The 24,441-nt window shown below is 35.3% G+C and carries 22 protein-coding genes, 2 tRNA genes and 1 pseudogene; 10 read left to right on the top strand and 15 right to left on the bottom strand.

What is annotated here, in order from left to right:
• The first annotated feature begins 261 nt into the window (after window positions 1–261).
• From FLS47_RS10145 to FLS47_RS10135, 3 genes are read left to right on the top strand one after another with little or no spacing between them, the layout of a single operon-like run.
• Entirely contained in the window at window positions 262–1,173 is a 912-nt protein-coding gene (locus FLS47_RS10145) for a TlpA family protein disulfide reductase (protein ID WP_188347408.1), read from the top strand.
• 3 nt (window positions 1,174–1,176) lie between these two features.
• Complete coding sequence (locus FLS47_RS10140; protein ID WP_149914261.1) at window positions 1,177–4,473, top strand: SusC/RagA family TonB-linked outer membrane protein; 3,297 nt, start codon at window positions 1,177–1,179, stop codon at window positions 4,471–4,473.
• Between the two features lie 5 nt (window positions 4,474–4,478).
• Entirely contained in the window at window positions 4,479–5,843 is a 1,365-nt protein-coding gene (locus FLS47_RS10135; protein WP_149914260.1) for a RagB/SusD family nutrient uptake outer membrane protein, read from the top strand.
• A gap of 41 nt (window positions 5,844–5,884) precedes the next feature.
• On the opposite strand, the gene FLS47_RS10130 is transcribed toward FLS47_RS10135, so the two are convergent.
• The 4 genes from FLS47_RS10130 to FLS47_RS10120 all read right to left on the bottom strand — a co-directional run bounded on the left by FLS47_RS10130 (window position 5,885) and on the right by FLS47_RS10120 (window position 8,017).
• Window positions 5,885–6,172, bottom strand: a complete 288-nt coding sequence (locus FLS47_RS10130; protein WP_149914259.1) for a hypothetical protein — start codon at window positions 6,170–6,172, stop codon at window positions 5,885–5,887.
• 185 nt (window positions 6,173–6,357) lie between these two features.
• Entirely contained in the window at window positions 6,358–6,816 is a 459-nt protein-coding gene (locus tag FLS47_RS19035; RefSeq protein WP_394349524.1) for a MauE/DoxX family redox-associated membrane protein, read from the bottom strand.
• A 99-nt stretch (window positions 6,817–6,915) separates the two neighbouring features.
• Window positions 6,916–7,527, bottom strand: coding sequence for a Crp/Fnr family transcriptional regulator (locus tag FLS47_RS10125; RefSeq protein WP_149914258.1), 612 nt, complete (start codon window positions 7,525–7,527; stop codon window positions 6,916–6,918).
• A gap of 91 nt (window positions 7,528–7,618) precedes the next feature.
• Window positions 7,619–8,017 (bottom strand): hypothetical protein, encoded by a 399-nt coding sequence (locus FLS47_RS10120; protein ID WP_149914257.1) that lies wholly within the window; start codon window positions 8,015–8,017, stop codon window positions 7,619–7,621.
• A 272-nt stretch (window positions 8,018–8,289) separates the two neighbouring features.
• Here FLS47_RS10120 and FLS47_RS10115 point away from each other — a divergent pair, with 272 nt between their 5' ends.
• From FLS47_RS10115 to FLS47_RS18535, 5 genes and pseudogenes are all read left to right on the top strand, one after another.
• A complete protein-coding gene (locus FLS47_RS10115) occupies window positions 8,290–9,240 on the top strand; it encodes a hypothetical protein (protein ID WP_149914256.1) in 951 nt (316 codons plus the stop codon).
• A gap of 118 nt (window positions 9,241–9,358) precedes the next feature.
• Complete coding sequence (locus tag FLS47_RS19030) at window positions 9,359–9,625, top strand: helix-turn-helix transcriptional regulator (protein WP_149914255.1); 267 nt, start codon at window positions 9,359–9,361, stop codon at window positions 9,623–9,625.
• A 189-nt stretch (window positions 9,626–9,814) separates the two neighbouring features.
• Window positions 9,815–10,114: a helix-turn-helix domain-containing protein gene (locus FLS47_RS10105; protein WP_149914254.1), complete on the top strand. Its 300-nt coding sequence runs from the start codon at window positions 9,815–9,817 to the stop codon at window positions 10,112–10,114.
• 319 nt (window positions 10,115–10,433) lie between these two features.
• On the top strand, window positions 10,434–10,892 hold the full coding sequence (locus tag FLS47_RS10100) for a JAB domain-containing protein (protein ID WP_223225223.1): 459 nt from the start codon (window positions 10,434–10,436) through the stop codon (window positions 10,890–10,892).
• 459 nt (window positions 10,893–11,351) lie between these two features.
• Window positions 11,352–12,131 (top strand): annotated as a pseudogene (locus tag FLS47_RS18535) (recombinase family protein); the annotation flags it as partial.
• 748 nt (window positions 12,132–12,879) lie between these two features.
• Here the strand turns inward: FLS47_RS18535 and FLS47_RS10090 are convergent.
• The 11 genes from FLS47_RS10090 to FLS47_RS10040 all read right to left on the bottom strand — a co-directional run bounded on the left by FLS47_RS10090 (window position 12,880) and on the right by FLS47_RS10040 (window position 22,842).
• Window positions 12,880–12,961: transfer RNA gene (locus FLS47_RS10090), tRNA-Leu, on the bottom strand.
• A 124-nt stretch (window positions 12,962–13,085) separates the two neighbouring features.
• On the bottom strand, window positions 13,086–13,463 hold the full coding sequence (locus tag FLS47_RS10085) for a PEGA domain-containing protein (RefSeq protein ID WP_149914253.1): 378 nt from the start codon (window positions 13,461–13,463) through the stop codon (window positions 13,086–13,088).
• A 127-nt stretch (window positions 13,464–13,590) separates the two neighbouring features.
• A tRNA-Leu gene (locus tag FLS47_RS10080) sits at window positions 13,591–13,672 on the bottom strand.
• Window positions 13,673–13,847: 175 nt separating this feature from the next.
• Entirely contained in the window at window positions 13,848–17,018 is a 3,171-nt protein-coding gene (locus tag FLS47_RS10075) for an efflux RND transporter permease subunit (RefSeq protein ID WP_149914252.1), read from the bottom strand.
• Window positions 17,019–17,046: 28 nt separating this feature from the next.
• Window positions 17,047–18,177 carry an efflux RND transporter periplasmic adaptor subunit gene (locus FLS47_RS10070; RefSeq protein WP_149914251.1) on the bottom strand — a complete coding sequence of 377 codons (1,131 nt, stop codon included), beginning with the start codon at window positions 18,175–18,177 and terminating at the stop codon, window positions 17,047–17,049.
• A gap of 28 nt (window positions 18,178–18,205) precedes the next feature.
• A complete protein-coding gene (locus FLS47_RS10065) occupies window positions 18,206–19,531 on the bottom strand; it encodes a TolC family protein (protein WP_149914250.1) in 1,326 nt (441 codons plus the stop codon).
• Between the two features lie 5 nt (window positions 19,532–19,536).
• Window positions 19,537–20,121, bottom strand: coding sequence for a TetR/AcrR family transcriptional regulator (locus tag FLS47_RS10060; RefSeq protein WP_149914249.1), 585 nt, complete (start codon window positions 20,119–20,121; stop codon window positions 19,537–19,539).
• A 693-nt stretch (window positions 20,122–20,814) separates the two neighbouring features.
• On the bottom strand, window positions 20,815–21,246 hold the full coding sequence (locus FLS47_RS10055; protein ID WP_223225222.1) for a c-type cytochrome: 432 nt from the start codon (window positions 21,244–21,246) through the stop codon (window positions 20,815–20,817).
• Window position 21,247: 1 nt separating this feature from the next.
• Complete coding sequence (locus tag FLS47_RS10050) at window positions 21,248–21,883, bottom strand: SCO family protein (RefSeq protein WP_149914248.1); 636 nt, start codon at window positions 21,881–21,883, stop codon at window positions 21,248–21,250.
• Between the two features lie 6 nt (window positions 21,884–21,889).
• On the bottom strand, window positions 21,890–22,318 hold the full coding sequence (locus FLS47_RS10045) for a transposase (RefSeq protein WP_149914247.1): 429 nt from the start codon (window positions 22,316–22,318) through the stop codon (window positions 21,890–21,892).
• Window positions 22,319–22,329: 11 nt separating this feature from the next.
• Entirely contained in the window at window positions 22,330–22,842 is a 513-nt protein-coding gene (locus tag FLS47_RS10040; protein ID WP_149914246.1) for a YiiD C-terminal domain-containing protein, read from the bottom strand.
• A gap of 102 nt (window positions 22,843–22,944) precedes the next feature.
• Between FLS47_RS10040 and FLS47_RS10035 the strand changes: the two genes are divergently transcribed.
• Together FLS47_RS10035 and FLS47_RS19025 are read left to right on the top strand one after the other, a co-directional pair.
• Entirely contained in the window at window positions 22,945–24,162 is a 1,218-nt protein-coding gene (locus FLS47_RS10035) for an MFS transporter (protein WP_149914245.1), read from the top strand.
• A gap of 127 nt (window positions 24,163–24,289) precedes the next feature.
• On the top strand, window positions 24,290–24,441 hold a 152-nt coding region (locus FLS47_RS19025), incomplete at its 3' end, for a DUF4372 domain-containing protein (RefSeq protein ID WP_149914244.1).

The following is a 24,441-nucleotide window of genomic DNA, read 5'->3' as shown; positions in this document are numbered from 1 at the left end:
GTAGACAGGTGACCACTGTATTTTTCTATGGGCTAATCTTCCGAATACGCGTTATTTTCTTTTTATGCTACCTATGTATATTTATCTGCCATTTTTAAACATTTCCACATTCGGTTTCCCATTTATTTATTAAGGCTTAGAGTTTTTTTATGAATTACTTTAAACCAATTTATTAATCGAAATACTGCGTAGAGATAGGAAGCAATACTTAAGAACTATTGTTTCCTATTCCTTCAGTGTACATAAATTATGACTTGTAAGATGAGACATTTTTACGAGAATGGGAGTACTATACTCCATTCCAAAAATAGATATCATAAGGATTTAGATATAATCTTAAGGATATTATTTCCACGATTGTGGATTAGAGAGCTATCTATTGCTTATCCGAGGCCAGTATTGTTGGTTGGAAAAAGGACCATTTTGTTAATGTTCACTCGAGCGGTAGCACTATTTGTTTCATTAATGTTTAGTTATCTCGCAGTGACTCCTGCCTACGGGCAGGAACCTGTGGGGCTAGGGGAGGTGAGGCAAAGTAAAAGAGATTTATTGTTGCTGAATCAAGCTGTTGAGAGTCGATATAGACCAGAATTGAACGACAGAGTTGTTGCGACTCATGCTGATATTGACTTAGCTAGATATCCTATTATCGCTTATAAGGTTGATACGACAAAGATCGGATATATCCACGTGGGCGAATCAATTCCTGATATTATTCTGGATATGCCTTTAAAACTGATTAATGACAGCGAAGGTAGAACAGTGACTACATTACGAGAGCTTTCTGATAAGAAATTCTTAGTGTTAGACTTCTGGGCAAAATGGTGCAAACCTTGTTTAGAATCTATGATGAAGTGGGAAGAAATTCATCCAGAAATTGCTGCGGATATTCGCGTTGTTGGTGTGCATCTGGATTATGACTTCAGAGCAATTGTAGAAGTAGGCGATCGAGATTGGAAATTGCCGCAGATCATTGGTGCGGAAGGACATTTGCTTAACTACTATTTCCTTTCCAGATCTTATCTAGGGCCATCTATATGGATAAAAAACGGTCGATTGTTTGGTGTGAGTAAGGCGAGCATTCAGGATACCAATTATATTTTTGACCTCATTCATGATCGTATAGATCAATTGCCTACAGAAATACAAGTAAGACTTTCAAATAGTAAGTAATATATGAAAATTATAAAATTAAATAATTGGGGTACGATTAAGATCCTATTACTTAATCAACGATCTGCTTCGAAGATACTGAGTATAATAGTATTAATTCTAGGCGTTTTTTCCAGTACTATATCAGACCTAATTGCGCAGGAAGTCCATGTTTTGAGTGGAGTGGTACATGACGAAAAAGGAATTCCTATTCAAGGTGCTACTGTGCAGGTAAAAGGAATGAACATCTCAATTTCTACGAACAAAGATGGTGTATTCCAATTAGTTGCTTCTGTTAAGGAGGGGGAGGTATCTTTTAGTGCATTAGGTTTTGTAACTAAAGACTTGAATTTTGATGTAGGTGTATATCTGGTGGTCAGATTAGTCCCTCTGATTAACATGCTAGAGGACGTTGAAGTACTTTCAACAGGTTATCAAAAAGTAAATAAGGCACGGTCAACAGGAGCATTTAGTCAGTTGGATAAAGATGTATTTAATGCTACAGTGAGCACAGGAGTTTTGGCACGTTTGGAAGGTAATGTCAATAGTTTATCCTTTGAGTTGCCCCGTGTAGCTAGCAATCGTGAACCCTCCCAGACACCTGATCTAAGGCTTCGCGGATTAAGTACAATCAATGGCGAGAATCAGGTTTTGGTTATCGTTGATAACTTTCCTTATGAAGGAGATATAACTAATATTAATCCGAATGATGTAGATAACATGACTTTTCTTAAAGATGCTGCTGCTGCTTCCATATGGGGAGCGAGAGCGGGTAATGGCGTAATTGTTATTACAACTAAACAAGGATTGAAAAATAGTAAAACGACGTTCAATTTTAGTAGCTCTGTAAATGTATTTCAGAAACCAGATCTGTTTTACTCGCCAACATATTTGTCTCCCTCAGCTCAGATCAATTTAGAGAGAACACTATTTGATAGAGATATATATGTACCCAATGATTGGATCGCGATGACTCCAGCTGTTGAACTACTTTTTGCAAGGAAAGCAGGAACTATCAGTGATGGAGCGTTAGAAGCAGCCCTACAAGAATTGGCCTCTACCGATATCCGTGAACAAGCATCAAAATACCTCTATCAGCAAAATGTAAATAGACAGTATGCGATTAATGTCTCTGGAGGAGGAACTCGTATGCACTATTATCTCTCAGCTGGGTTAGATGTAAATAAAAATCAGCTAAAAGGAAATGATATGCAACGTTTTACTGTAAATTTAAATAATGAGGTTAATCTGTCCAGTCGACTGAAATTGAATGTTGGACTAAATTATGTAGATCGCAACAATTCCGATAATGGAATTTCATTGTCTGATCTAACTCCGAGTGGCATGAGTAATATCTACTCCTATGCGCGATTAGCTGATGAAGATGGGCTTTCATTGCCTCTAGTTAGGGAGAATAGATTTACTTATACAGAGAAAGCTTTGTCATCGGGTTTATTGGATTGGCATTATAGGCCTTTGGATGAAATAATAAATAATGATAACACAAGTGGTTCATCGGAAATAAGGTTGAATTCGACATTAAGTTTTCAAATCATGAAAAGTCTTAAATTATCTGCATTTTATCAGCTACAGAATACAGCGGGGCACAGTCGAAATCATTATTCAAGTGATAGTTATTATACTAGAAACCTCGTGAATAGATATACCCAAGCAAATGGGACAAGACCAATTCCTGAAGGAGGTATATTAGACAGGAGTACATCTGATTTTAGTTCCAATTATGGACGTGTTCAATTAGATCATGATTTGCAGATTGCAGATAACCATCGTCTGGAAGGACTGGCAGGATTTGAAGTTAGAGATGAATTGTATAAGGGTTATGGAAGCTCAAGGTTATATGGTTATAATGATGATTTACTTACTAGTGTTGGTCTGATTGATTACGTGTCCAATTTTTCATTGAGACCGAGATCTTCAGCACGTATACCATCCAGTAGTACAGCTGGGCGAGAGATTAGAGATCGATTTATATCGTATTATGCCAATTATGCGTACAATTTTAAGTCGCTATATACGCTTTCAGGTAGTGTTCGATATGATGCATCAAATATTTTTGGTGTTGCATTTAATCAAAAAGGTGTTCCTCTGTGGTCTATTGGAACTGCATGGAATGCGAGTAATGAGTCGTTTTTCAATGTGTCATGGATTGATAATTTGAAAATTAGATTAACGTACGGTGCCAATGGAAATGTGATGCGAAGTTTGTCCGTTTTTCCGATCATAAGTTTCGGACGAACCAATTCAGTCAGTAATATTCCTTCTGCAGTATTAGAGAGCGTGGGGAATCCGGATTTAAGTTGGGAAAAGGTGAGTACGTTAAATATGGGCGTTGATTTTTCTTTATGGAATCGTCGTGTTTTTGGCAACATAGATATCTACAGTAAAAGGAGTTCTAATTTGATAGGTAATGATTTTATTGATCCTACCTCAGGAATAATTGGTTTGTCTTCTGGTTTTAATCTGGATAACAGGAGAAATTATGCTAATATGAAAACCGAAGGACTGGATTTAGAACTGCACGGTTTACCTTTTAATAACTCCTTTAAGTGGCAAATGACGGGATTAGTAAGTCTTCTTAATAATCGAGTTACAAACTATTATTCGCAAAATAATCAAGACATAGCCAATTTCTTTAACCTCTACGTCACACCTGTTGTCGAAGGTTATTCTAGAGATCAATTATATGCAATTTCTTGGCAAGGACTAGATGAGCAGGGCAACCCTAGAGTTTTAATTAATGATGAGATCAGTACAGATTACAACAGTTACTTTTCTGGATTAGCTGTAGATGATCTGATAAAAGTAGGAAGTTCTACGCCAACTGTTTTTGGATCTTTTCGAAATACATTTGCATGGAAAAATATATCATTTAGTGCTAACATTATCTTTAAAGCAGGGTATAAGTTTCGCAGGGAAGGATTATCGTATAGTTACCTTTTTACCAATAATAGTATCACGCATAAAGATTATCTAGATAGATGGCAATATGCTGGTGATGAAAACAAGACCAGCATACCCTCAGCACCAGATCAAAATAATTTAAGGAGAGATCAGGCGTATATATTCAGTGATGCCTTGATAGAGAATGCAGCAAATATTAGATTAAAAGATATTAGTTTATCTTATCTGCTGCCCAACAATATCATTAATCGATTGGGGCTTTCACAGCTACAGGTTTCTACTTCTCTCAGAAACATAGGAATACTATGGAAAAAGACCAAGTTAGATATGGATCCTGATACAAGGGCATTGTATCCTGAACAACTACAAATGGCCCTGAGTATAAATATTAAATTTTAAACGGTATGAAAAAACACAAGATATATAATATAGTATCATTTAGCATAATACTTTTTTTCACTTCTTGTATGAAGGATTTTTTAGATGTAAAAAGAGACAAATCTCAAGTAATTCCTTCTGCTTTAATAGATTATCAGGCTATATTGGATCACAATAATTTGACATACTATTACTCATATCTACTGGGAGAGATAGCTTCGGATGATTATTTTATCAGTGTTGATCAATGGAATGGTTTGTCAAATGCTGTACATAAGAATGCTTATATCTGGGCTGATGATGTGTATCAAGGAGAGAAAGGAGAGGATTGGAATAGAGCTTATGAAAAAATTTTACATGCTAATCTTGTTATAGAAGGTTTAGAAAAAATCACTAAAAATGAATTAAACAGGGGTCTTTATCAAGAAATTTTAGGTGCAGCTTATTATTATAGAGGCCTTAATTTTTTTATTCTCTCACAATTATATTGTAAACAGTTTAATGAACTAACAGCCTCCTCATCATTAGGGTTACCGTTAAAGCTCTCTTCTAATATCAATGAAAAGTTATCTCGTTCAAATTTACATCGGACCTACGAGCAGATCGTTTCGGACTTAAAAATAGCCGCTTTAAATTTACCAGAGCAGGTAGCTGTTAATACTAGACCGAATAAACTGGCAGCATGGGCTATGTTGTCAAATGTATACTTACAAAAGAAAGACTATCTACAGGCAAAATTGAATGCAGACTCCGTCATTACATTGAACTCAAACCTGATAAATTATAACGATATTAATGTAAACGCAACTATACCTTTTCCAGTGTATACACAAGGAAATAAAGAAGTTTTGCACTATACACACATGTCTAATGCTGCGATTTTAAGTACAGTACGTCTATGTGTAGATACAAATCTTTATGACTCCTATACTGCAAATGATTTACGAAAATCAGCTTTTTTTCGCCCAGTGGGTCAGTATTATACTTTTAAAGGGCATTATTCAGGTACTACAACAGTGATGTTTTCAGGTGTGACAACAGCAGAAATGCTCTTAGTTAGAGCAGAGTGTAATACTCGACTTATGAACATTGATCAAGCTGTATCTGATATGAATTTACTGTTAATGAATCGTTATAAGACGAATACTTATGTACCTATAAACGGAGGTATAAATCAACAAGAATTATTGAATAAAATATCGAGTGAACGTAGAAAAGAACTGATTTTTAGAGGAAGGAGATGGTCAGATTTGAAACGTTCTGATGATGAATCTTTGTTGCTTAGAAGAATACTTGGTGATAAGGAGTATGTTTTACGGAAAGGTAGTCCGCAATGGGTTTTTCCGCTTCCCCCTGAGGTAGTAAAGCTAGGAGGTTATGAACAGAATTAGCATAAGCGAGTTACCAACGGGTGTAACTCGCTCATTTTTAGTTATTCCACACGTCCAGCTTTTTGGTAGCTGTTTGGAACTACAGAAATGTTGGTATAACTGTGATCTTCCGGAAGTTCTACAGCACAAAAGTTTTCTTGAACCTCTATAGAACAGTCTCCACTAGGAGGTCCTGACATTGGGGTATTTGATATACTACCCGAAGGATCTACGGAAAACCATTCTAGCTCTGTTTGCTTTTGTTTGTTTACAAACGACATCAACGTTAGGCTTGTTGCTGCAATGAATAAGGCTACCAAAGCCATTGCATAGTTTTTTAAGTTTTTCATGTTTTTTAAATTTTATATGGTAAGTAAGTATGTAGATTGGCTTAGGCCAATCTGTTTTTATCCGATATGCCTCTTTTTTTTAGTACGATGCCAAGAGGAATAGTATTGGATAATTTGAAATGCACTTTGGCTGGCACTGCCCTTTATCTAGATTTTTCTAAAATCCAGAATCCGATTTTTTATATTTAGTTGTATGTAGTTTTGTTATAGGAAGGTGTCTTTCTCTTTTTTAGGAGCTTTAACTGTAGTATGAGCCCCAATAGGCTAATAATCAGGAATACTAAATTAAACAGTAAATGCTCAGTCCATCCTAGATTGAAGATTATTAAACCGCAAGCACAGGGTAGGTTTTTCCAAGTATCTAATAATGCTAAAGCTATATAGCCTGAAAATATCCCCATAAGTAAAGTAGAAAGTATAAATCCCCAAAGGCGATATTTGGACGTGATGAGTAATAAGCAGGTTAATATTTCTAAAATAGGAATAGTGTAAATAGCAATTTTAGAGGTGAATGGGGGTATAGGCTGTCTGCTTATACTCAGGCTAAATGTATCGAATGCTAAAACCTTATTTATAGATACAGGAATCCATAGAAATAATAAAAGTATCGTTATACCTTGAAGGATAAGTGTTAATCTTCTCATAGTTTTGACCTGTTTGAATTTGAATAAGTAGTTTAATTCAAATTTCTAAACTGTTTTATGAGAAAATGATACCCTCTATTGGAGTTATTTTAAGGTACTTTACCTATTTCTCCATTTAATAGACGCTCGAAATATGGAGTTTGTAGAAATTCCCAAAAGCTGTGCAACCTCTTTATGCGTAAGGGCATTTTTAATCTCTTGAAGGTGTTCTGAAAAATAAAGATATCTTTCAATAGGATTTTTTATGCTTGTGAGAATACGCAATTGTAATAGCTGCTTTTTTTTCTTATTGTTTAGGATACTAATGAGTGTAGCTACCTCTGGAATGCTCTGTCTTGTTTCCTTAATCGATGAATACGATATTTTGATAATACTTGTGTTGGCATGTAAGGCAATTATGTTACCAGGGGATGCTGTGTTGCTGTAAAGATGAGAAGTACTCATTAATGCCATCGCTGGAAATGCTAAACTTAGAATGTGAATCTTGAATTTGTCATCATACCTTATCCTTGCAAGTATACCACGGCTGACAAAGTATAAACTCTTTTGTCGATCGCCCTCTATATAGACTGTTTTGCCTTTAGGTAAATGCTCTATTAGCTCAATATTCATCTTTAACCAATGAATATGTGACTCATCTATTTTACAATGTTTGTTCCAAAAGGCTAAAAGCGTTAAGAAGGTAGGATTATTGTTTCTTATAGTTGCCATCTAAAGACTAGTTAATAGGTTGTTCGAATGATAAATACAATAGGAAGGTGCTTAGACTTCCTATTGTTATTAAGGGGAAATATTGCTTTAGCTATTTTGAATAACTTATTGAAACATATAACGTGTCGTCGGTAATTACACCAAGATCACTAGAGTAGCTCGATCTGTTTTTTTGATCTACACCAAATAGTTTACCTCGCCCTTCAGCGTTACTTCGTAGTTTATTGTCATTTTCTGCTTTTGTAAAAACAATTGGAGCCCGCTCTACTAAATTATTGATGAATTTCAGTTTCAAGTTTTCTTTAAAATCAAGAGGTAGATTGGATAGGTAATCCTGCTGTGATTGATCTAAGTCGATGTGAGTTATTATCCAAGAATCAAAATCTAAAGTTATTGTATCAATTTCAGCATTTAAGTCTTCTTGTGTTAATGCATACAGGTTTGCGATCAATGTCGCAATGCCTAGATTTGTTAAAGGTTGTTTTTCCATATTTTTATGTTTTTGTTAGAACTACAAATCTACAGGCTCTTATTTGAGGTTTTGTACGTATGGAAGTTGAAATATGGTTGAAGAACATCTTTTATTCCCGAAATACATTTCTTTACGTATCTCAAATACTTAGTTTCTAAATAATGCAGTTGGGGAAAATTTCCCCCAACTGCATTATTTTATAAAGGTTTTAGTATCAATTATTAGTGCTGCATTTTGTGATAAAATTGGAATTTGGTATATTCCTAATATTTACCATTTGTCAGCTATTTATGAAGTTTATTACAGCCCCAGTAAAAACGATTATTTTGATATTTGTAGCATTTATCCTGTCTTATTATATCTTAATGGCAAGACAGACTATTCACCTATCTCAAGTTATAACTAGTGGCCAATTTTGGCTAATGCTCATTTTAGGAGCTGTTTTTTTTTATGGCTATTTTAGGTATTCTGAATATCTCAATCGAAGAATACAGCATTCATCAAAGTATTCAATTTTTGTCTTTTTAATACTACGCTTGCTATTTGGCGTATGGATCCCAAGTGTGTTGGTTCTATTTTTCCTGAAACAACTATTTAGCTTATGGGGCTTAAACTTTAATGATAGCGGCTATCTAGATACGGAGTACTTTATATTAATGATTATTTTGTATGGCACAACAATTGGATTTGTTGCATTATATTTTTTTAAACGCTACCAAGAAGTGCAGGTGAATGCTAATAGCCTTTCTCCTAAACTAGTTTTAGCTGAAGAAAGCTCAAAACCCCATGATAAATTAGATGAATCACTAAATTCTGATTCAAAATTATACCCTGAAGATCAAATGTTTTTGAAGCGTGAGTTAGCAGAGATGTTACTTCATGTTGTTTTAATTAGAAAACGTAAAAATAATACTGTTTTATTTCGGGACGATGGTACTTGTGAGGTGTTTATTTCAGATCCAAGAATAATTGATCTTTTTGTACAAGAAGAAACACTTATGCAAATTAATCGATGGACTTGGGTAAATGTCTTTTATATCAAAGATATGAAAAGAGAGAATAATGAAGACTCTATAATTATTGATCAGGAGTTAGAATCTAAATATCAAGAATGTAAAATTTTTTATGAACCCAATGCTCATAATCAAGCTGACGATAAGCCTAATTTGTTTGTCGGTAGGGCTTATAAAAAGCAAGTTAAATTATGGATTAAAGAAAATAGGGGAAATATAGGCGCTTAATTATTAATACAAGGGAGTAGAAAACATAAAATCTTGTTTTCATGGCTTAGTACTCTCAATTGATTTACTTACTGAGTTTAATACTTAAATCTGATCTCAGTTTTAATGAGCAGAACCTATGGAATTTAGAGTTGTATTAGTGAAGTTATTAACCAAAATCTATGATCAGCTGATTATCATCTGTCATGGTAAATTACCTGAGAACAAAGAGTTGTTACTTCAAGTTGAAGATGTGCTAGTATATCTCCACATATCTAGAAGAACGTATTATCGCTTGGTTCGAAAAGGAGAACTTAAGCCACGGATAATAGGCGGTAGGCACTATTATTACAAAGTGGATTTAATTAATGCCCTTCAACAAAGTAAAAATAGGGGACGTTTCTAATCTTGATTCTATATTTCCAATTGGATTAGAAATATTTTTTGTGGCACATTTTGACGCATATAAATGCCAAAATGTGCCATTTACTGTCATCATGAATATTTAATGTATTGTATTCGTAGTTTTATTTTATAAGAATCAAGATTGATTAAACCAAGATTCTTTTTGTAAAACCTTTTAAATACTGATATTATGAATATTGATAGAATGGAATTTATAGCTTGGATGGAACGCATTTTGGAACGCTTTGATCTATTGAAAGAAAACATATCCGATATGCAAAAAGGTAGAAATTCTATCGATGGCGAAGAACTTTTAGATAATCAAGACCTTTTACAGATGTTGAAAATTAGCCATCGCTCCTTACAACGGTATCGATCAACTGGAAAAATCCCATATTATACCATAAGTGGTAAATTGTACTATAAACTATCTGATGTCCATCAATTTATACGCGATAGCTTTAATTCTCCAGTTCAACGTAGAAAATAGATTGGAAAATTTGTACTGCTCTTTTGTATAATCTATTACGTTTTTTCTAGACTTGTTTAATGTGGATACAATTTCTTTTTTATGAAACTATGGATAGAGACGTAGAATAAATCAATTTGTCCGCAAAGATACTTCGCAAGATTAACACACTCCCCACTAATCCATCTCACCCAATAAAACAGTAAAAAAATGGGTATCCATTTAATAAATGGAGCCTCCTTCACTTCGTCATTTTTGTTCCTTTTTTCTTTTGTTTAGTTAATCTTTAGCTCGTTACAAGATAGCGTTAATTCATTTTTTTACTTAATAAACATACGTTATGAAAAGGAACTTTATCGCTAATGAGCTTAAACTTAGTTACCACAGAAATGCTAAACTTTCTATTGTAGATTTTAGTGTTGTTAATAATTCTCGATTGATGAGCAATGCTTTTAGATTAATCTGGGATGCTGATGAATTTGAAATTCGTGAAAGTTTTTATGCTTTATATTTTAATCAAAAACTTGATGTAGTTGGTTATCGTAAAATTGCTGATGGAGGTTTGGATACGGTGATGGTAGATATGCGTTTAATTATGTCATCAGCATTGCTTTGTAAAGCTACCCGAATAGCTGTGGCACATAATCATCCATCAGGTACTTTACAACCTAGTACAGCAGATAGATTGCTTACTGCTAAAATAAATGATGCTGGAAAAGTATTAGATATTCAATTATTGGATCATATTATTCTAACGACTGATAATTATTATTCTTTTAAAGATGAAGGAGACTTTTAAATAGTTCACTTTATTTTTTTAATAAACCGATTAATCTTAATCGGTTTATTAATTGTATTTACACAAAGGTGTTAGACGATGCTTTTTTGCTTCAATTAATATTTTATGAAAATATAATAATTGATCTAATTGTTTATGAATCCTTTGTGTGAACTATGACAAAGCCTTCCATAGAAGGCCAGTTTTACTATTTTTCAATCTTCTAAAATTATTTTAGGATAAATAGTAGTTCAAAAATGAAAATAACTAAGGAGTTAAAAAAGATGTCAATTGATGAAGTAATTAGATTATTTCAGAAGGATGGCGTTGAATTAACTCGGGATGAAGCGCAAGAAATATTAGATTTTTTGACTACATATGTATTATTAGTGATTAATGAATCCTTTGATTTATAGGTGATTAATTTGTAACTTAGTTAATCCATTACTAATTATACTACCTTTCCAATTATATATAGCCATGAAAAGAGCATGCATCTATATCCGTGTATCTACGGATGAACAAGCCGATAAAGGATATTCACAACGAGATCAAGAAGAACGACTTAGAAAGTACTGTTTAAATAATGATATAGCTGTTGACCAAGTAATTTATGAAGATCATTCAGCCAAAACTTTCAATCGTCCTGAATGGAGTAAAATGTTGACTAATCTAAAAGCTAAATGTTCAAAAATTAATCTTGTCATATTTACTAAATGGGATCGATTTAGCCGTAATGCTGGTGATGCTTACCAAATGATTAATATACTTAATAAACTAGGTGTTGAACCTAGAGCTATTGATCAACCTCTGGATCTTTCAGTGCCAGAAAATAAAATGATGCTAGCTATTTATTTAGCAGCTCCAGAAGTAGAAAATGATAGGAGAGCTCTTAATACTTTTCAGGGAATGCGCCGAGCTCGTAAAGAGGGCAGGTTGATGGGAGTAGCGCCATTTGGATATATAAATAGAAGTAGGGAGGATGGAAAGAAATTTGTAGCCTTGAAGGAACCACAAGCCTCTGCTATGCGTTGGGCTTTTAACGAAATAGCAAAAGGTATACATCCTGTTAATCAAGTAAGGTTAAAGATGAATGCAAGCTATCAAACAAAAATAGGTAGAAGTGCTTTCCATGTTGCCATAAGAAACCCTTGCTATTATGGGAAAGTCTTTGTTGCTAAATACCAAGATGAAGAAGCACATTTGGTGCAAGGGCAGCATGAAGCACTTGTTAACAAAGAATTGTTTGAAAAGGTGCAATCTATTATTGACGGGTTTAAAAATAATGTTAGACCTAATATTAAAATTATAACGGATTCTAACCTGCCGTTAAGAGGTTTCCTTTCCTGCCCAGAGTGTGGGCGGGTCTTGACTGGTAGCGCCTCTTCCGGAAGAACTAAACGGTACTATTATTATCATTGTGCTTCGCCTTGTGCCTATAGAAAGCGTGCAGAGCTAGCTAATGATATTTTTGAAAATATACTGCACAATTTTAAATTGAATAAAACGGTCTATGGTATAGCAAGAAAATTATTACTTGATAATTATAAAAAATTTGTTCAAAACCCCTATGATGTAAAGTCTGAATTGTTAAAAGAAGTTGAACAAATGAACTCAAAACTAAATGTGGCAAGAAAGAAGTTGCTTTCGGAAGTTATCGATGATGAGGAATACTTAGAGATAAAAAATGAGTGTAAAAAACAAATAGAAATTTTAGAAGATAAATTAGCGAAACTTAGCGTTGATGCAAAAAAAGTGAATATAGATAGCGCTTTGAATAAGGCTTTGCAAAAACTTGAAAATATAGGTTCTTTATATCAAGAAGGGCATATTGAGACAAAACGAGCAATTATTGGTTCGATTTTTCCTGAAAAATTGGAATTTGACGGAACTAAGTATCGAACCACTAGAATCAATAGTGTTGCTAGTCATATCTTGCTGATTAATAGGGGTTTGTGTAAAGAAAAAAACCGGATAAATGATCATTTTAATCACTTATCCGGTCTAGTACCCAGCGCCGGAGTCGAACCGGCACATCCGAAGATATTGGTGTTTGAGACCAACGCGTCTACCAATTCCGCCAGCTGGGCAAGCTGTTTCTTTTTCGACGTTGCAAATATATATTTATTCTATTTTAATTGCAAAAAAATATATAGAATAAGCATTGTGTAAGGTGTAAAGTTCTTAATCACAACGCTTATATTTTATATCATTTTATTTATTTTCTTTTGTTTGCACATTTTCCTTCACTGGAATCAATTCATATGTACGTGATGGCTTATACTTCATTGTCCATAAAAATGGAAATAAGAAAAATACTCCACCAACTATAGCACCTACATCGGCTTGCTCACTACGTGAAAATGTAGTAGTAAAGGACTCAAAACCTTCTTTCTCTAATTTTAAAGTAGTCGTAGTGCCAACGATTTTGGTGTCTTTGTGCGAATAAGGTGTAGTACCGACAGCTTCACCGTCTAGGTAAACCTTCGCTCCAGCAGGAGTAGTATTTATTAATGTTGTACTTGCACAACTTGCGAACAATAAGGCAGATGCTGCGAATAATGAAATCGATTTTGAGTACTTAATATTCATTTAATTTATATTAGTTAATGATGTCGTGAAGGTAAAGAATTCATTTTTAATCTTAGCGATTTTTTTTGAAATTTTATTTAACAATTTGTTTTTAAAATAAAAAAGCCTTCTCAAATGAGAAGGCTTGTACCCAGCGCCGGAGTCGAACCGGCACATCCGAAGATATTGGTGTTTGAGACCAACGCGTCTACCAATTCCGCCAGCTGGGCAAGCTGTTTTGTTGTTCGACAGTGCAAATATAGTGTTTACCCTTACATTGCCAAAGAAAAAAGTTGTATTGAATTTAAACTACTTGATAATGAGTTTGAAAATTTTAATTCAATCTAACTACCAACAGAAAAGCCAGCTTTTTTAAGCTGGCTTTTCGATAGTTTTAAAATATTCCTAATGTGCACTTAATTGATTTTTCTTTTCTTCATCAAATGAAGCTTCCAATTCAGCTAACTTTTTCTTTCCATATGCCACTCGTGTAATCACAACGAATAATACAGGTACAATGAAAATAGCTAAGAACGTAGCTGCAGTCATACCACCAAATACGGTCCAACCAATAGTCTGGCGTGAGGCAGCTCCTGCACCAGTAGACAACATCAATGGAATGATACCTAAGATAAATGCAAGAGAAGTCATTATGATTGGTCGCAAACGTAATTTCACTGCATCTATAGTAGCATTCAACAAAGGCATACCTATATCCACGCGTTCTTTGGCAAACTCAACAATCAAAATGGCATTCTTCGCTGCAAGACCTATAATCGTAACAAGACCAATCTGTGCGAAAATATTATTATCCAATGATGGAATAAACATCAAGGTCAGAATCGCACCAAAAATACCTAAAGGTACAGAAAGGAGTATAGAGAATGGTACTGACCAGCTTTCATATAATGCAGCTAATAGCAAGAATACGAACAAAATACACAAGGCGAAAATTTGTATAGTTTTCGAACCTGATTGTTTTTCTTGCAAGGATAAACCTGAAAATTGGTAATCATAACCTGCAGAAAGTGTTTCTGCGGCTACTTCTTCCAAAGCCTTGATTACATCACCTGAACTATAACCTGGAGCTGCGCTACCAGATAAATCAATACTTCTAAAGATATTGTAGTGGTTGATGATGGAAGGCATAGTCGTAAGTTCATAGCTTACCAATGCGCCCATAGGGACAGGATTACCTTGAACATTTTTGACATATAATTTATTAATATCCTCAATATTCATACGATATTCGGTATCTGCTTGTGTTACCACACGGAAATTACGTCCGTATTTCGTGAAGTCATTTACATAGCTACTTCCTAAATAAGATGATATAGTCGAATAAATATTCGCAATCGGAACACCCATACGTTTAGCTTGCTCACGATTTACTTCCAATTTGTAATTTGGCGAATTCGAATTAAATAGGGTATATGCCATGCCAATCTCTGGACGCTGATTTGCCGCGGCTAAGAATTGAGCTACTTGTGCTTCGAACTGTTTGATATCTACAGTCTGTAAATCTTGAATTTGCATCGAGAAACCACCTGTCGAACCCAATCCTGGGATAGCTGGAGGAGTCACTGCAAGTATACGAGCTTTGGAAAAAGCAGCATATTTGCCCATAATCGCACCTGTGATTTCACTTGCAGTACGAGTGCGCTCATTCCAAGGTTTTAATGAGACGAACAATGAGCCACCATTCGATTTAAAGGATCTATTCAAAATATTGATACCCGAAATGGAAGTTACGTATTTGATTTCAGGAAAATCTTTGCGTAATTCAATTTGTAATTCTTCCAATAAAGCTTCTGTACGCGTTGACGAAGAACCTTCAGGTAAGGTCACACCTGCGAAGAACATACCACCATCTTCTGTTGGAATAAATCCTGTAGGTTTTGTTTGGAACATCCAGCCTGTACCGATGAAGATACAAAGTAACAGAATCAACATAAGAGGAGCGGCTTTGATTGCTTTTTGAACACCCTTCGAATATCTGTATGTTACTTTTTCAAACCACAAGTTGAATTTATAGAAGAATTTATTTAGACCTCTTGATTCTTTAGTTACAGCAGTTGGTTTTAACATTATAGAACATAATGCTGGTGTCAATGTCAATGCAATAAATGCCGATAACATTACAGATACCGCAATTGTAATTGCAAACTGTTGATATAATTGACCGACCATTCCAGGTATGAATCCAACGGGAACAAATACTGCTGCTAATATCAAGGCAATGGCAATTACAGGTGCTGTAATATCTTTCATTGCACGACGTGTCGCTTCTTTAGCAGACATTTTGTAATGGTCGATATAATGTTGAACTGCTTCTACTACAACAATTGCATCATCCACTACAATACCAATTGCCAATACGAAAGCCAGCATTGTCAAGTTGTTGATGGAAAATCCAAAAATGGTAAAGAAAATAAATGTACCAACTATGGATACAGGGATAGCCAATACAGGAATCAATGTTGCTCTCCAGCTCTGCAAAAAGAAGAAAACAACAATTGTAACCAATAATAGGGCTTCAATTAAGGTGTGGATAACGGATTCAATAGACGCATTTACCACAGAAACCGTTTCGTATCCGATTACATAATCGACATCTTCAGGAAATGATTCTTTTAGTTTATCCAATGTTTGGTAAATACCTTCGGCTGTCTGTACAGCATTACCTCCAGGCGTTTGATTAATCATCATACCCGTTGAACGTAAACCATTTACTTTGGTTGTTGTTCCGTAGTTGAATTGTCCAAGCTCAACACGCGCTACATCTTGTAACAGGACTAACGAGCCATCAACATTGGTTTTAACAACAATATTTTCGAAATCTTCGACTTCTGATAAATCTGAATCCGTAATAACCGGATATTCAAATACAGTAGATGATTCTTGTGGACGACCACCTACCGAACCGCCGGGAATACGGATATTTTGCTCCGCAATCGCAGCAGAAACATCGGCAGGAGTCATGTTAAGATTCGCTAATTTATTAGCATCCAACCAAACACGCATAGAGAATGGCTGACCGAATGCTGTTACATCACCTACACCGTTTACACGCATTAAGGCATCTTTGACATATAAACTCGCATAATTGGCTAAAAATTTATCGTCACGTGTTCCTTTTGGAGAAACCAATGAAACCAACATTAGGATATCGGAATTGGCTTTACGTGTAGTCACACCAAGTCGACGTACGGCTTCGGGAAGTGAAGGTTCTGCGATACCGACACGGTTTTGTACATCCAGCGTCGCAATATCAATATCTGTTCCTACTTCAAAAGTTACGGTAATCTGTGATTGCCCATTAGACATACTATTTGAAGACATGTAGATCATGCCCGGTGTACCATTGATTTGACTTTCGATAGGTGTCGTAACAGTCTGCTCCACAGTTTGTGCATCAGCACCCGTATAGTTTGCCGTCACAGTTACTGTAGGCGGCGCAATGGATGGATATTGACTGATAGGTAAGGTCGTAATACAGATGGCTCCAATGATTGTAATCAATATGGAGATAACCATCGCGGTTACTGGCCTTTTTATAAATACTTCTGAAATCATTCTTCTTTATTTAAAGTTTTGGCAAATATTATTGTTTGTTTGTAACTGGAGCTTCGGATACTTTCGTCCCTGGACGTAATGCAGCAGCACCATCTAAGACTATTTTTTGACCTGCCTCAAGACCAGAAGTAATCACTACTTTGTTCTCGATTTTATTACCAAGGCTCACTTGTTTCAATTCTACCTTACTGCTATCATTAACTGTATACACGTTGAATACACCCAATTGTTCAAATACTGCTTTGTAAGGAATCACAATTTCCTCTTGCGCAGAAGTGCTCGCTACATTCAACGTAGTATTCATTCCTGCGCGAAGCGTGTTCACATTATTTGCAAAAGATGCACGTACTTTCAATGTACCTGTTTGGCTATCTACCGCACGGTCAATAGTAGAAATACGACCTGGTTCGGCATAACGTGATCCATCAGGTAAGCTCGCATAGATTTCAGAACCTGAAGCGTTTGATTGCAATTTTGTGAATTCCGCAATATCTCTTTCATTGATTTGAAACTCTACAGCGATAGGATTTGTCGATGAAATCGTATTTAATAGCGTAGAACCCGCACTTACCAAAGCACCGTTTCTTACTTGTGAAATGCCAACACTACCCGAGAATGGAGCTGTAATCACCGAACGTTGTAAGTTAGTTTGCGCCATCGTCAAAGCCGCTTCTGCTGCCTGCACTTGTGCTTTTTGGTTGTTCACATCCGTGAATGCATAATCTAATGTTTGTTTAGCAATCGCATCTTTCTCTGCTAAGGTTTGGTAACGTTGCAAATCTTTTTGAACGCGTTCTAAATTTGCTTTTGCAATAGCCAAATTCGCTTTCGCTTGGTCTACTGCAGCTTGGTAGCGTGTACGATCGATCTCATAGAGACGTTGGCCTTTGTTTACAAAAGCGCCATCTGCTACATAAATATTTGTAATATATCCCGTTACTTCTGCACGAATTTCTGTTTCTTGCAATGCAACTACGCTTGCTGGATAGCCTTTAATCCCTGTGACAATTTCTTTACTCACTACAGCTGTACTTACAGGTGTAGCCATATCTGCTTGCTGCGCTTGGGCAGCTTGTTGTTTGTTGTCATTCGAATTACAAGATTGTGCTAACAATCCTGAACTTATTACTAAAGCCGAAAATAATTGCGTTTTATTCATTGTGTGTATATAGTCTAAGTAGGTTGTTTTAATTTGTTGTATTTACAGTTCCCAACGCTTTTTGAATATCTAGTTTGCTAACTAATACAGCGTATAAGGCATTCAAGTAGTTTAATTGTGCAGTTTTTAAGTCTGTTTCAGCCGTCATCAACTCCAAGTAAGTTTTGACGCCTGCGTCGTATTGCAATTTGATGGTATTGTAGACTTCTTCCGAAAGTTCCATATTACCTTTTGCGTTACGCCATTCGTTCATATTGGCACGGTAAGAAGCCATCGCTGCGGAATATTGTGCACTGATTTGATTTTCTAAATTCTGTAAATCCAATTCTAAACGCGCTTCTTGCAATTCGGATTTGCGGATTTCGTGAATACGCTTGCCACCTTGAAAAATTGGAACAGACAAACTCAGACCTACATTTGAAGAAGGGATATTGTCATTATACAAATTCGAAAAATCATTATTTCGATAATTCAAACCGTAATTTGCATAAGCATTCAATCGTGGTAAGAAATTCCACTTTTGGTATTGCGTATTCAGTTTTTGAATTTCCTGCAAATTTTGGATTTGCTTAAATTCTACTCTATTAGCAACTTGTAAAAGTTCTGCTGTATCCAATAAAATATTACTTTCCATGCTTTGGTTAGCAAAAGACAAGGACACATTTTCTTGGGTAGGAATATTTAAAATGGATTTAAGGAAATCATATTTAAACTTACGATTCTCTATGGCAGATTTTAAACTTGCTTTAGCATTGTTTAATGAAATTTGCGCTCTTTTGAAATCGGTTTTATCCACCAAACCTACTTCATAGCGCGAACTAGCTTCTGTCAATTGACGCTCTAAGCGTGCTATATTTTCACTGATAATTTTAATCTGTTCCTCGCTCGTCAAGATGTCGTAATAGGCTTTACTCACATCCACGATCGTATTTATTTTAGTGCTTTCTACATTCAAGTCATTTCTTTCGCGTACAAATTTAGAAGCTCTGGATGCTTGAAAAAGTTGAGGGCTAATTATAGATTGTTCGGCTTGAAATGTCAAGGCACTATTATTTTTTTGTCCCATTTTAACGTCATTCCCGCCAATATTAACTGTCGGAATCTGAATGGTATGGGCATAACTACCCGTGGCATTAATTTGTGGCAACCAACCGGAAAGGGCAGAAGCGATTTCTTTTTCGCCTATTTCTTTATCCAATTGCGCTTGTTTGAGTTCGATTTTGTTTCGCAAAGCATAATCAATCAAATCATCTAGCGTCGCGTTATTTCCTAATTCTGTGGTCGACTGCGCTAGCGCCGAGCCCGAAAGAGCACATAATAAAAGGGGAAGAAGATATTTAAATCTATATTTCATAGTAACTAATTGTTTTTTATTCCAGTCCAGATGATGTCAATCAAATCTGTTAATTGTTGTTCATTATGTTCTGTTTTACCATACACAATAGTTTTTGCGTAGGTGATGGCTGCACCAATATATGCTGCGCAGATTATTTTCTCGTCCAATGGTTTGATGAAGTTTTCCTCAATTCCACGTCTTAAAAAATCCATAAAGGTATTCTGCGCATATGGACCATCTTCGGATTCTTTTGCTCGCAACATGGCGTTGTAAGGGGAATTGTAAAACTGTTCGAAAAAACATGAATATTCACGTTGATGAATATGAAACATGCTAAAGCTTCTAAATACCGAATAGAACTGCTCTTTGTAAGTCATGTCTTGATTTACATGTTTGAATATGTATGAATACAGTTCTTTTCTGCAATATTCAAATAGCGCGAGTATTAGTTCATCTTTGGATGGGAAATAATGGTAAATGGTACCAATGGCAACATCGGCGTGTTTGGCAATCTGGCTCATGGGTGTGCCGTGAAAACCATTATCTTTTATAAGATGCAAAGTGCTCTTAAAGATACTGTCTATTTTATCTGTAAATTGAACGTTCATTCGGTTGCAAATGTAAGGATTGTAAATACGCCCGAATGTCAAATTCTTGTTATATTAAAAGACCTATTTAAGTTCTAGTGTTAAATAATTGTTAAAACAACGAAAACGCTTGCATAGTGTAAAGATTACACTTATATTTGTACTATCATAATTTAGGTTTATAATTGGTTAGTAAAGGTTTTCATTCTCCCCGTTTGAAAACCTTTCTTTATTTTATAACGTAACTAAATTATTGACAACAGTAGTCCTATTTATTAAGTTATTTATTCTTTCTTCGAATCCATGTAGTTGATTATTAGGAATATTAGATTTGGTAATCTTGTAAATACTCTTGGTTTTAGTTATAAATACATAATCACCAGCGCTGTATTTTATGGTTAAGTCTTTACTTTGATGTATTGTTTTTTTATTTGGGAAGGAATAAAATGTAATATTATCATTGCCTAAGGTAATTAAGGGTGTTTTCCAGTTGTAAACAGCTAGTGTAAGATTATATACAGCAAGAAAGCAAAAAATTATATAATACAGGTCAAAACCTCCACCATCTTCAAGAGTTGTAAAAGTAATTAAAGATGTAATTGCTATACCTATAAAAACATTATATTAAACAGATCATTTCTTTCTTTTAATAATCATATCATAATTTTAGGTATGTTACTAAAATTAGTAATTTTTTAATTAAAAGAATTTTATTTATTTATAATCTTTCAATCCCTGAGCAACTTCTTCTTGGGTAAAGGTGGAGTCAGAATCACCAAAATGTGTCGTGACGTAAGTAAGAATATAGGCAATATCTAAATCGGTAAGTGTAGGATTCGCTGGCATAGCTTGGTTGTATATCTCGCCATTCACAACTATCTCACCAGATAAACCGTTCTTGATAAAGCTAGCAAGTTTATTTCTGTTTTCGCTAAGGTATTTTTGATCGGTCAATGGTGGGTATAATTTGCCAAGACCTTCACCCTTAGCACCGTGACAATTTTGGCAATGTGCGCGGTAAAGCTTCTGTCCATTGACAGCATACTGCGCTGTCTGAATATTTAAGTTGTTATTATGACAAGATGATAATTGCGAAAATCCAATTATCATCAAGCCAAAAATAAGCAGAGTATAAATAATTTTCATTCTATTTATATTCTGCTAATAAGATATCCATATCTTTTAATAGTTTTTCCGTCTCTTCTTCACTTGTACCATCATAGACGCCGCGAATGTGTTTATTGTGATCAATCAAAACCAAATAACCCGAATGATCATAGCCACCAGCTACATTTTCGTCTTCTTTTGTGAAAACTAAATACTTATCTGAAATACCATAAATGTCAGCTTTAGAGCCGTTAACAAATTGCCATTGATCGTTGTCAACCCCCAATTTAATTGCGTAAGATTTCAACACATGTGGATGGTCATGCTTGAAATCTATACTATGTGACAAGAAAGAAACGCCTTCATTTCCTTTGTATTTTGTGTATGCCTTCAGCAAATTGCGTTGCATGGTAGGGCAAATACTTGGGCAGTGGGTAAAGAAAAAGTTAGCTACATAAATCTTGTTGTCGAAGTTTTTGTCACTTATCAGAACACTATCTTGATTCAAAAATTCAAAACTTGGAATCGTTGGATAAATAGTGTCAATCACCGTTTTTCCATCAACAACTTTCTCTACAGTATCGCGATCGCCGATGATCGGTAATTTTTTTGAATTAGATTCACAAGCTAAAAAAACAAGAGAAGCGGCAGCTAAAGCTAAAACATTTCTTACCATATTGTATTAAAATTTACCCAATTTTGTATTGCTTTCTAAAGAAACATCTTCAAATTGTTTCTTCATGATTTTTACTTTTTCAATTTCTGCTTTTTGATAAGCAATATCCGTGCTGTCAGGCGCGTAATCTCTCATCCAAGTCATCATATTATCCGTAGCATCTTCAAGATTTTTTTTCAAGACTTCTAAATCTGATTTCACTACTGCCGTATCCAAGCTTGTATCCTTTTGTGCTAGACTAGATAGATTTTCTAAGATAGAATCAATTTTCAATGTCGCACGATCAAAGCTTGAAATCTGTGGCATAATCTCATCATGAATTTTGATTGCTTCATCTGCGAATTGCTGGTGTTCCGTGGCATCTTTTGTGGATTGTTGTTGACAACTGCTTAATAATGCAAAGCCAAAAAATGCTGCTAGAATAATTTTTTTCATACGTGTACAGTTTATGCTGTTTTAATTTTTTCTCTGTGTAAATGCTTTAGTTTGCTAAAGTCAAATGTCAAATCTCGGATATAAATTTCATTTTGGCAAACCGCACATTTTACACCTTTCATATCAAAGACTTCAGTGGTAAAAGTTTTAATTACCTTACCGTTTTCTTTAATTGTTTCAAAAGCTTCATTGATCTCATCTTCATCCAATTGAATGCGGTAAGTTAAATCCGTAGTTCCAGGTTTTAAATAATCAATTTTCGCTGATTTCAACCAGGCTACTGTTTTTTTGAGACCTTTCTGCTTGAATAATTGATCCAATAATATAGAATGCATAGGATCTAATGCAGAGAAAATCGTTCCTCCAAAAACTGTTTTGTTGGAATTGATATTCAAAAAGCTTTTGTAAATCTTAACCTCTGCACCTCTAAAATTGTCGTATATTTTCTTCACCCAGATGCGCTGAAACACAAATGGAGGATATGTACGCAAAACCCACTTAAGACTTGATGGCGATAATTTCATGTGGCAAAATTACGATTAATTGCAAGGACAATCGTCAAATATCCGCAATATGTTGTTTAAAATAATTATGTGTGCTATCTTTCGGTTCTAATTAACCTAATCATGGAAGGAAAAAGCAACGTCGCTTTGTTGGTTACCGTAGCCGCACTTGGCTACTTCGTCGATATTTACGACCTCATTATATTTTCTATTGTACGGATTAAATCTTTTCAAGACATCGGTGTGCCCGAAGAACTCATGCGCAGCAAAGGCGAATTTGTCTTAAATATGCAGATGGGAGGCTTGTTGTTAGGTGGATTGATTTGGGGTGTTATAGCCGATAAATATGGGCGCATCAAAGTGTTGTTTGGCTCGATTTTGATGTATTCTTTAGCGAATATTTACAATGGTTTTGTGCAAGATGTCAATACCTATGCGATTATACGTTTTATTGCAGGGATTGGTTTGGCAGGTGAACTGGGTGCAGGAATTACTTTGGTCAGTGAAAGTATGCCGAAAAATAAACGTGGCTATGGTACGATGATCGTGGCTGGCGTTGGTGTATTGGGCGCTATCTTGGCGTATTTCGTTTCCGAGTGGTTTGATTGGCGTACGGCTTATTTTGTCGGCGGCGGAATGGGCTTGTTTTTGTTATTTATGCGCGTCGGCACGTTTGAATCTGGATTATTTGCAAAGACAGCTACACAAGAACATGTTAAAAAGGGAAGTTTAAAACTATTATTTGCTAGCAAAGAACGTATTGTACGCTATATCTATTGTCTGTGTATTGGATTGCCAATTTGGTTTGTTGTAGGAGTATTGGTGACTCAATCTCCTGAAATCGGGAAAGCATTGGGTGCGCCAGTTTTGTTAAGCGCAGGAAAAGGTGTTTTGTTTACTTACTTGGGTATTTCCGTTGGGGATTTTATGGCCGGACTGCTCGCGCAATGGCTCAAATCACGCAGGAAAGTCGTCTTTATATGCCAAATCATGATTATTCTGACATCAGTTTGGTATTTGACGAGTGAAGGAATTACAGAGCATAAATTTATGTGGCTGGCATTTCTAATGGGACTAGGGGTAGGGTATTGGGCAACTTTTGTGACCATAGCAGCTGAGCAATTTGGAACAAATCTCCGTGCAACTGTGGCGACTACAGCCCCCAACTTTGTACGTGGTGCTTTAATTCCATCGACTATTCTCTACGGCTTTTTAGTAAATCAATGGGGAATTATTACAGCAGCTATTGTGACGCTTGTCTTGCTAAGTGGAATAGCCATCTTTGCACTCTCGCAACTTAAAGAAAGTTTTGATAAGGATTTAAATTATAATGAGGAGTAATATAATGTGCAAAAAAAAGTTGCATATTATATCACTGATGTCCGGTAAAATCTGTAAAAAAAAAGAAGCCAATTTATTGGCTTCTTTAAAGTAATCGTAGATTTGGTTTACCACAACTAAAAATACGATGAGTAAAAGTAATTATTTTTCTGGCAAATCTGTTTTCGGACAGCTGATTTCGTTAATTGACGATAAGATCATAAAAAGTGCAGTAAAAAAAAGCAGTTCGGATCGTTACGTTAAACGTTTTACAACTAAAGACCACCTGATTAGTATGTT

The sequence above is a fragment of the Sphingobacterium cavernae genome (genome assembly GCF_008520265.1).
Classification (GTDB): domain Bacteria; phylum Bacteroidota; class Bacteroidia; order Sphingobacteriales; family Sphingobacteriaceae; genus Sphingobacterium; species Sphingobacterium cavernae.
The sequence above is the reverse complement of the archived record's forward strand: the minus strand, read 5'-3'. Positions and strand labels throughout refer to the sequence as shown.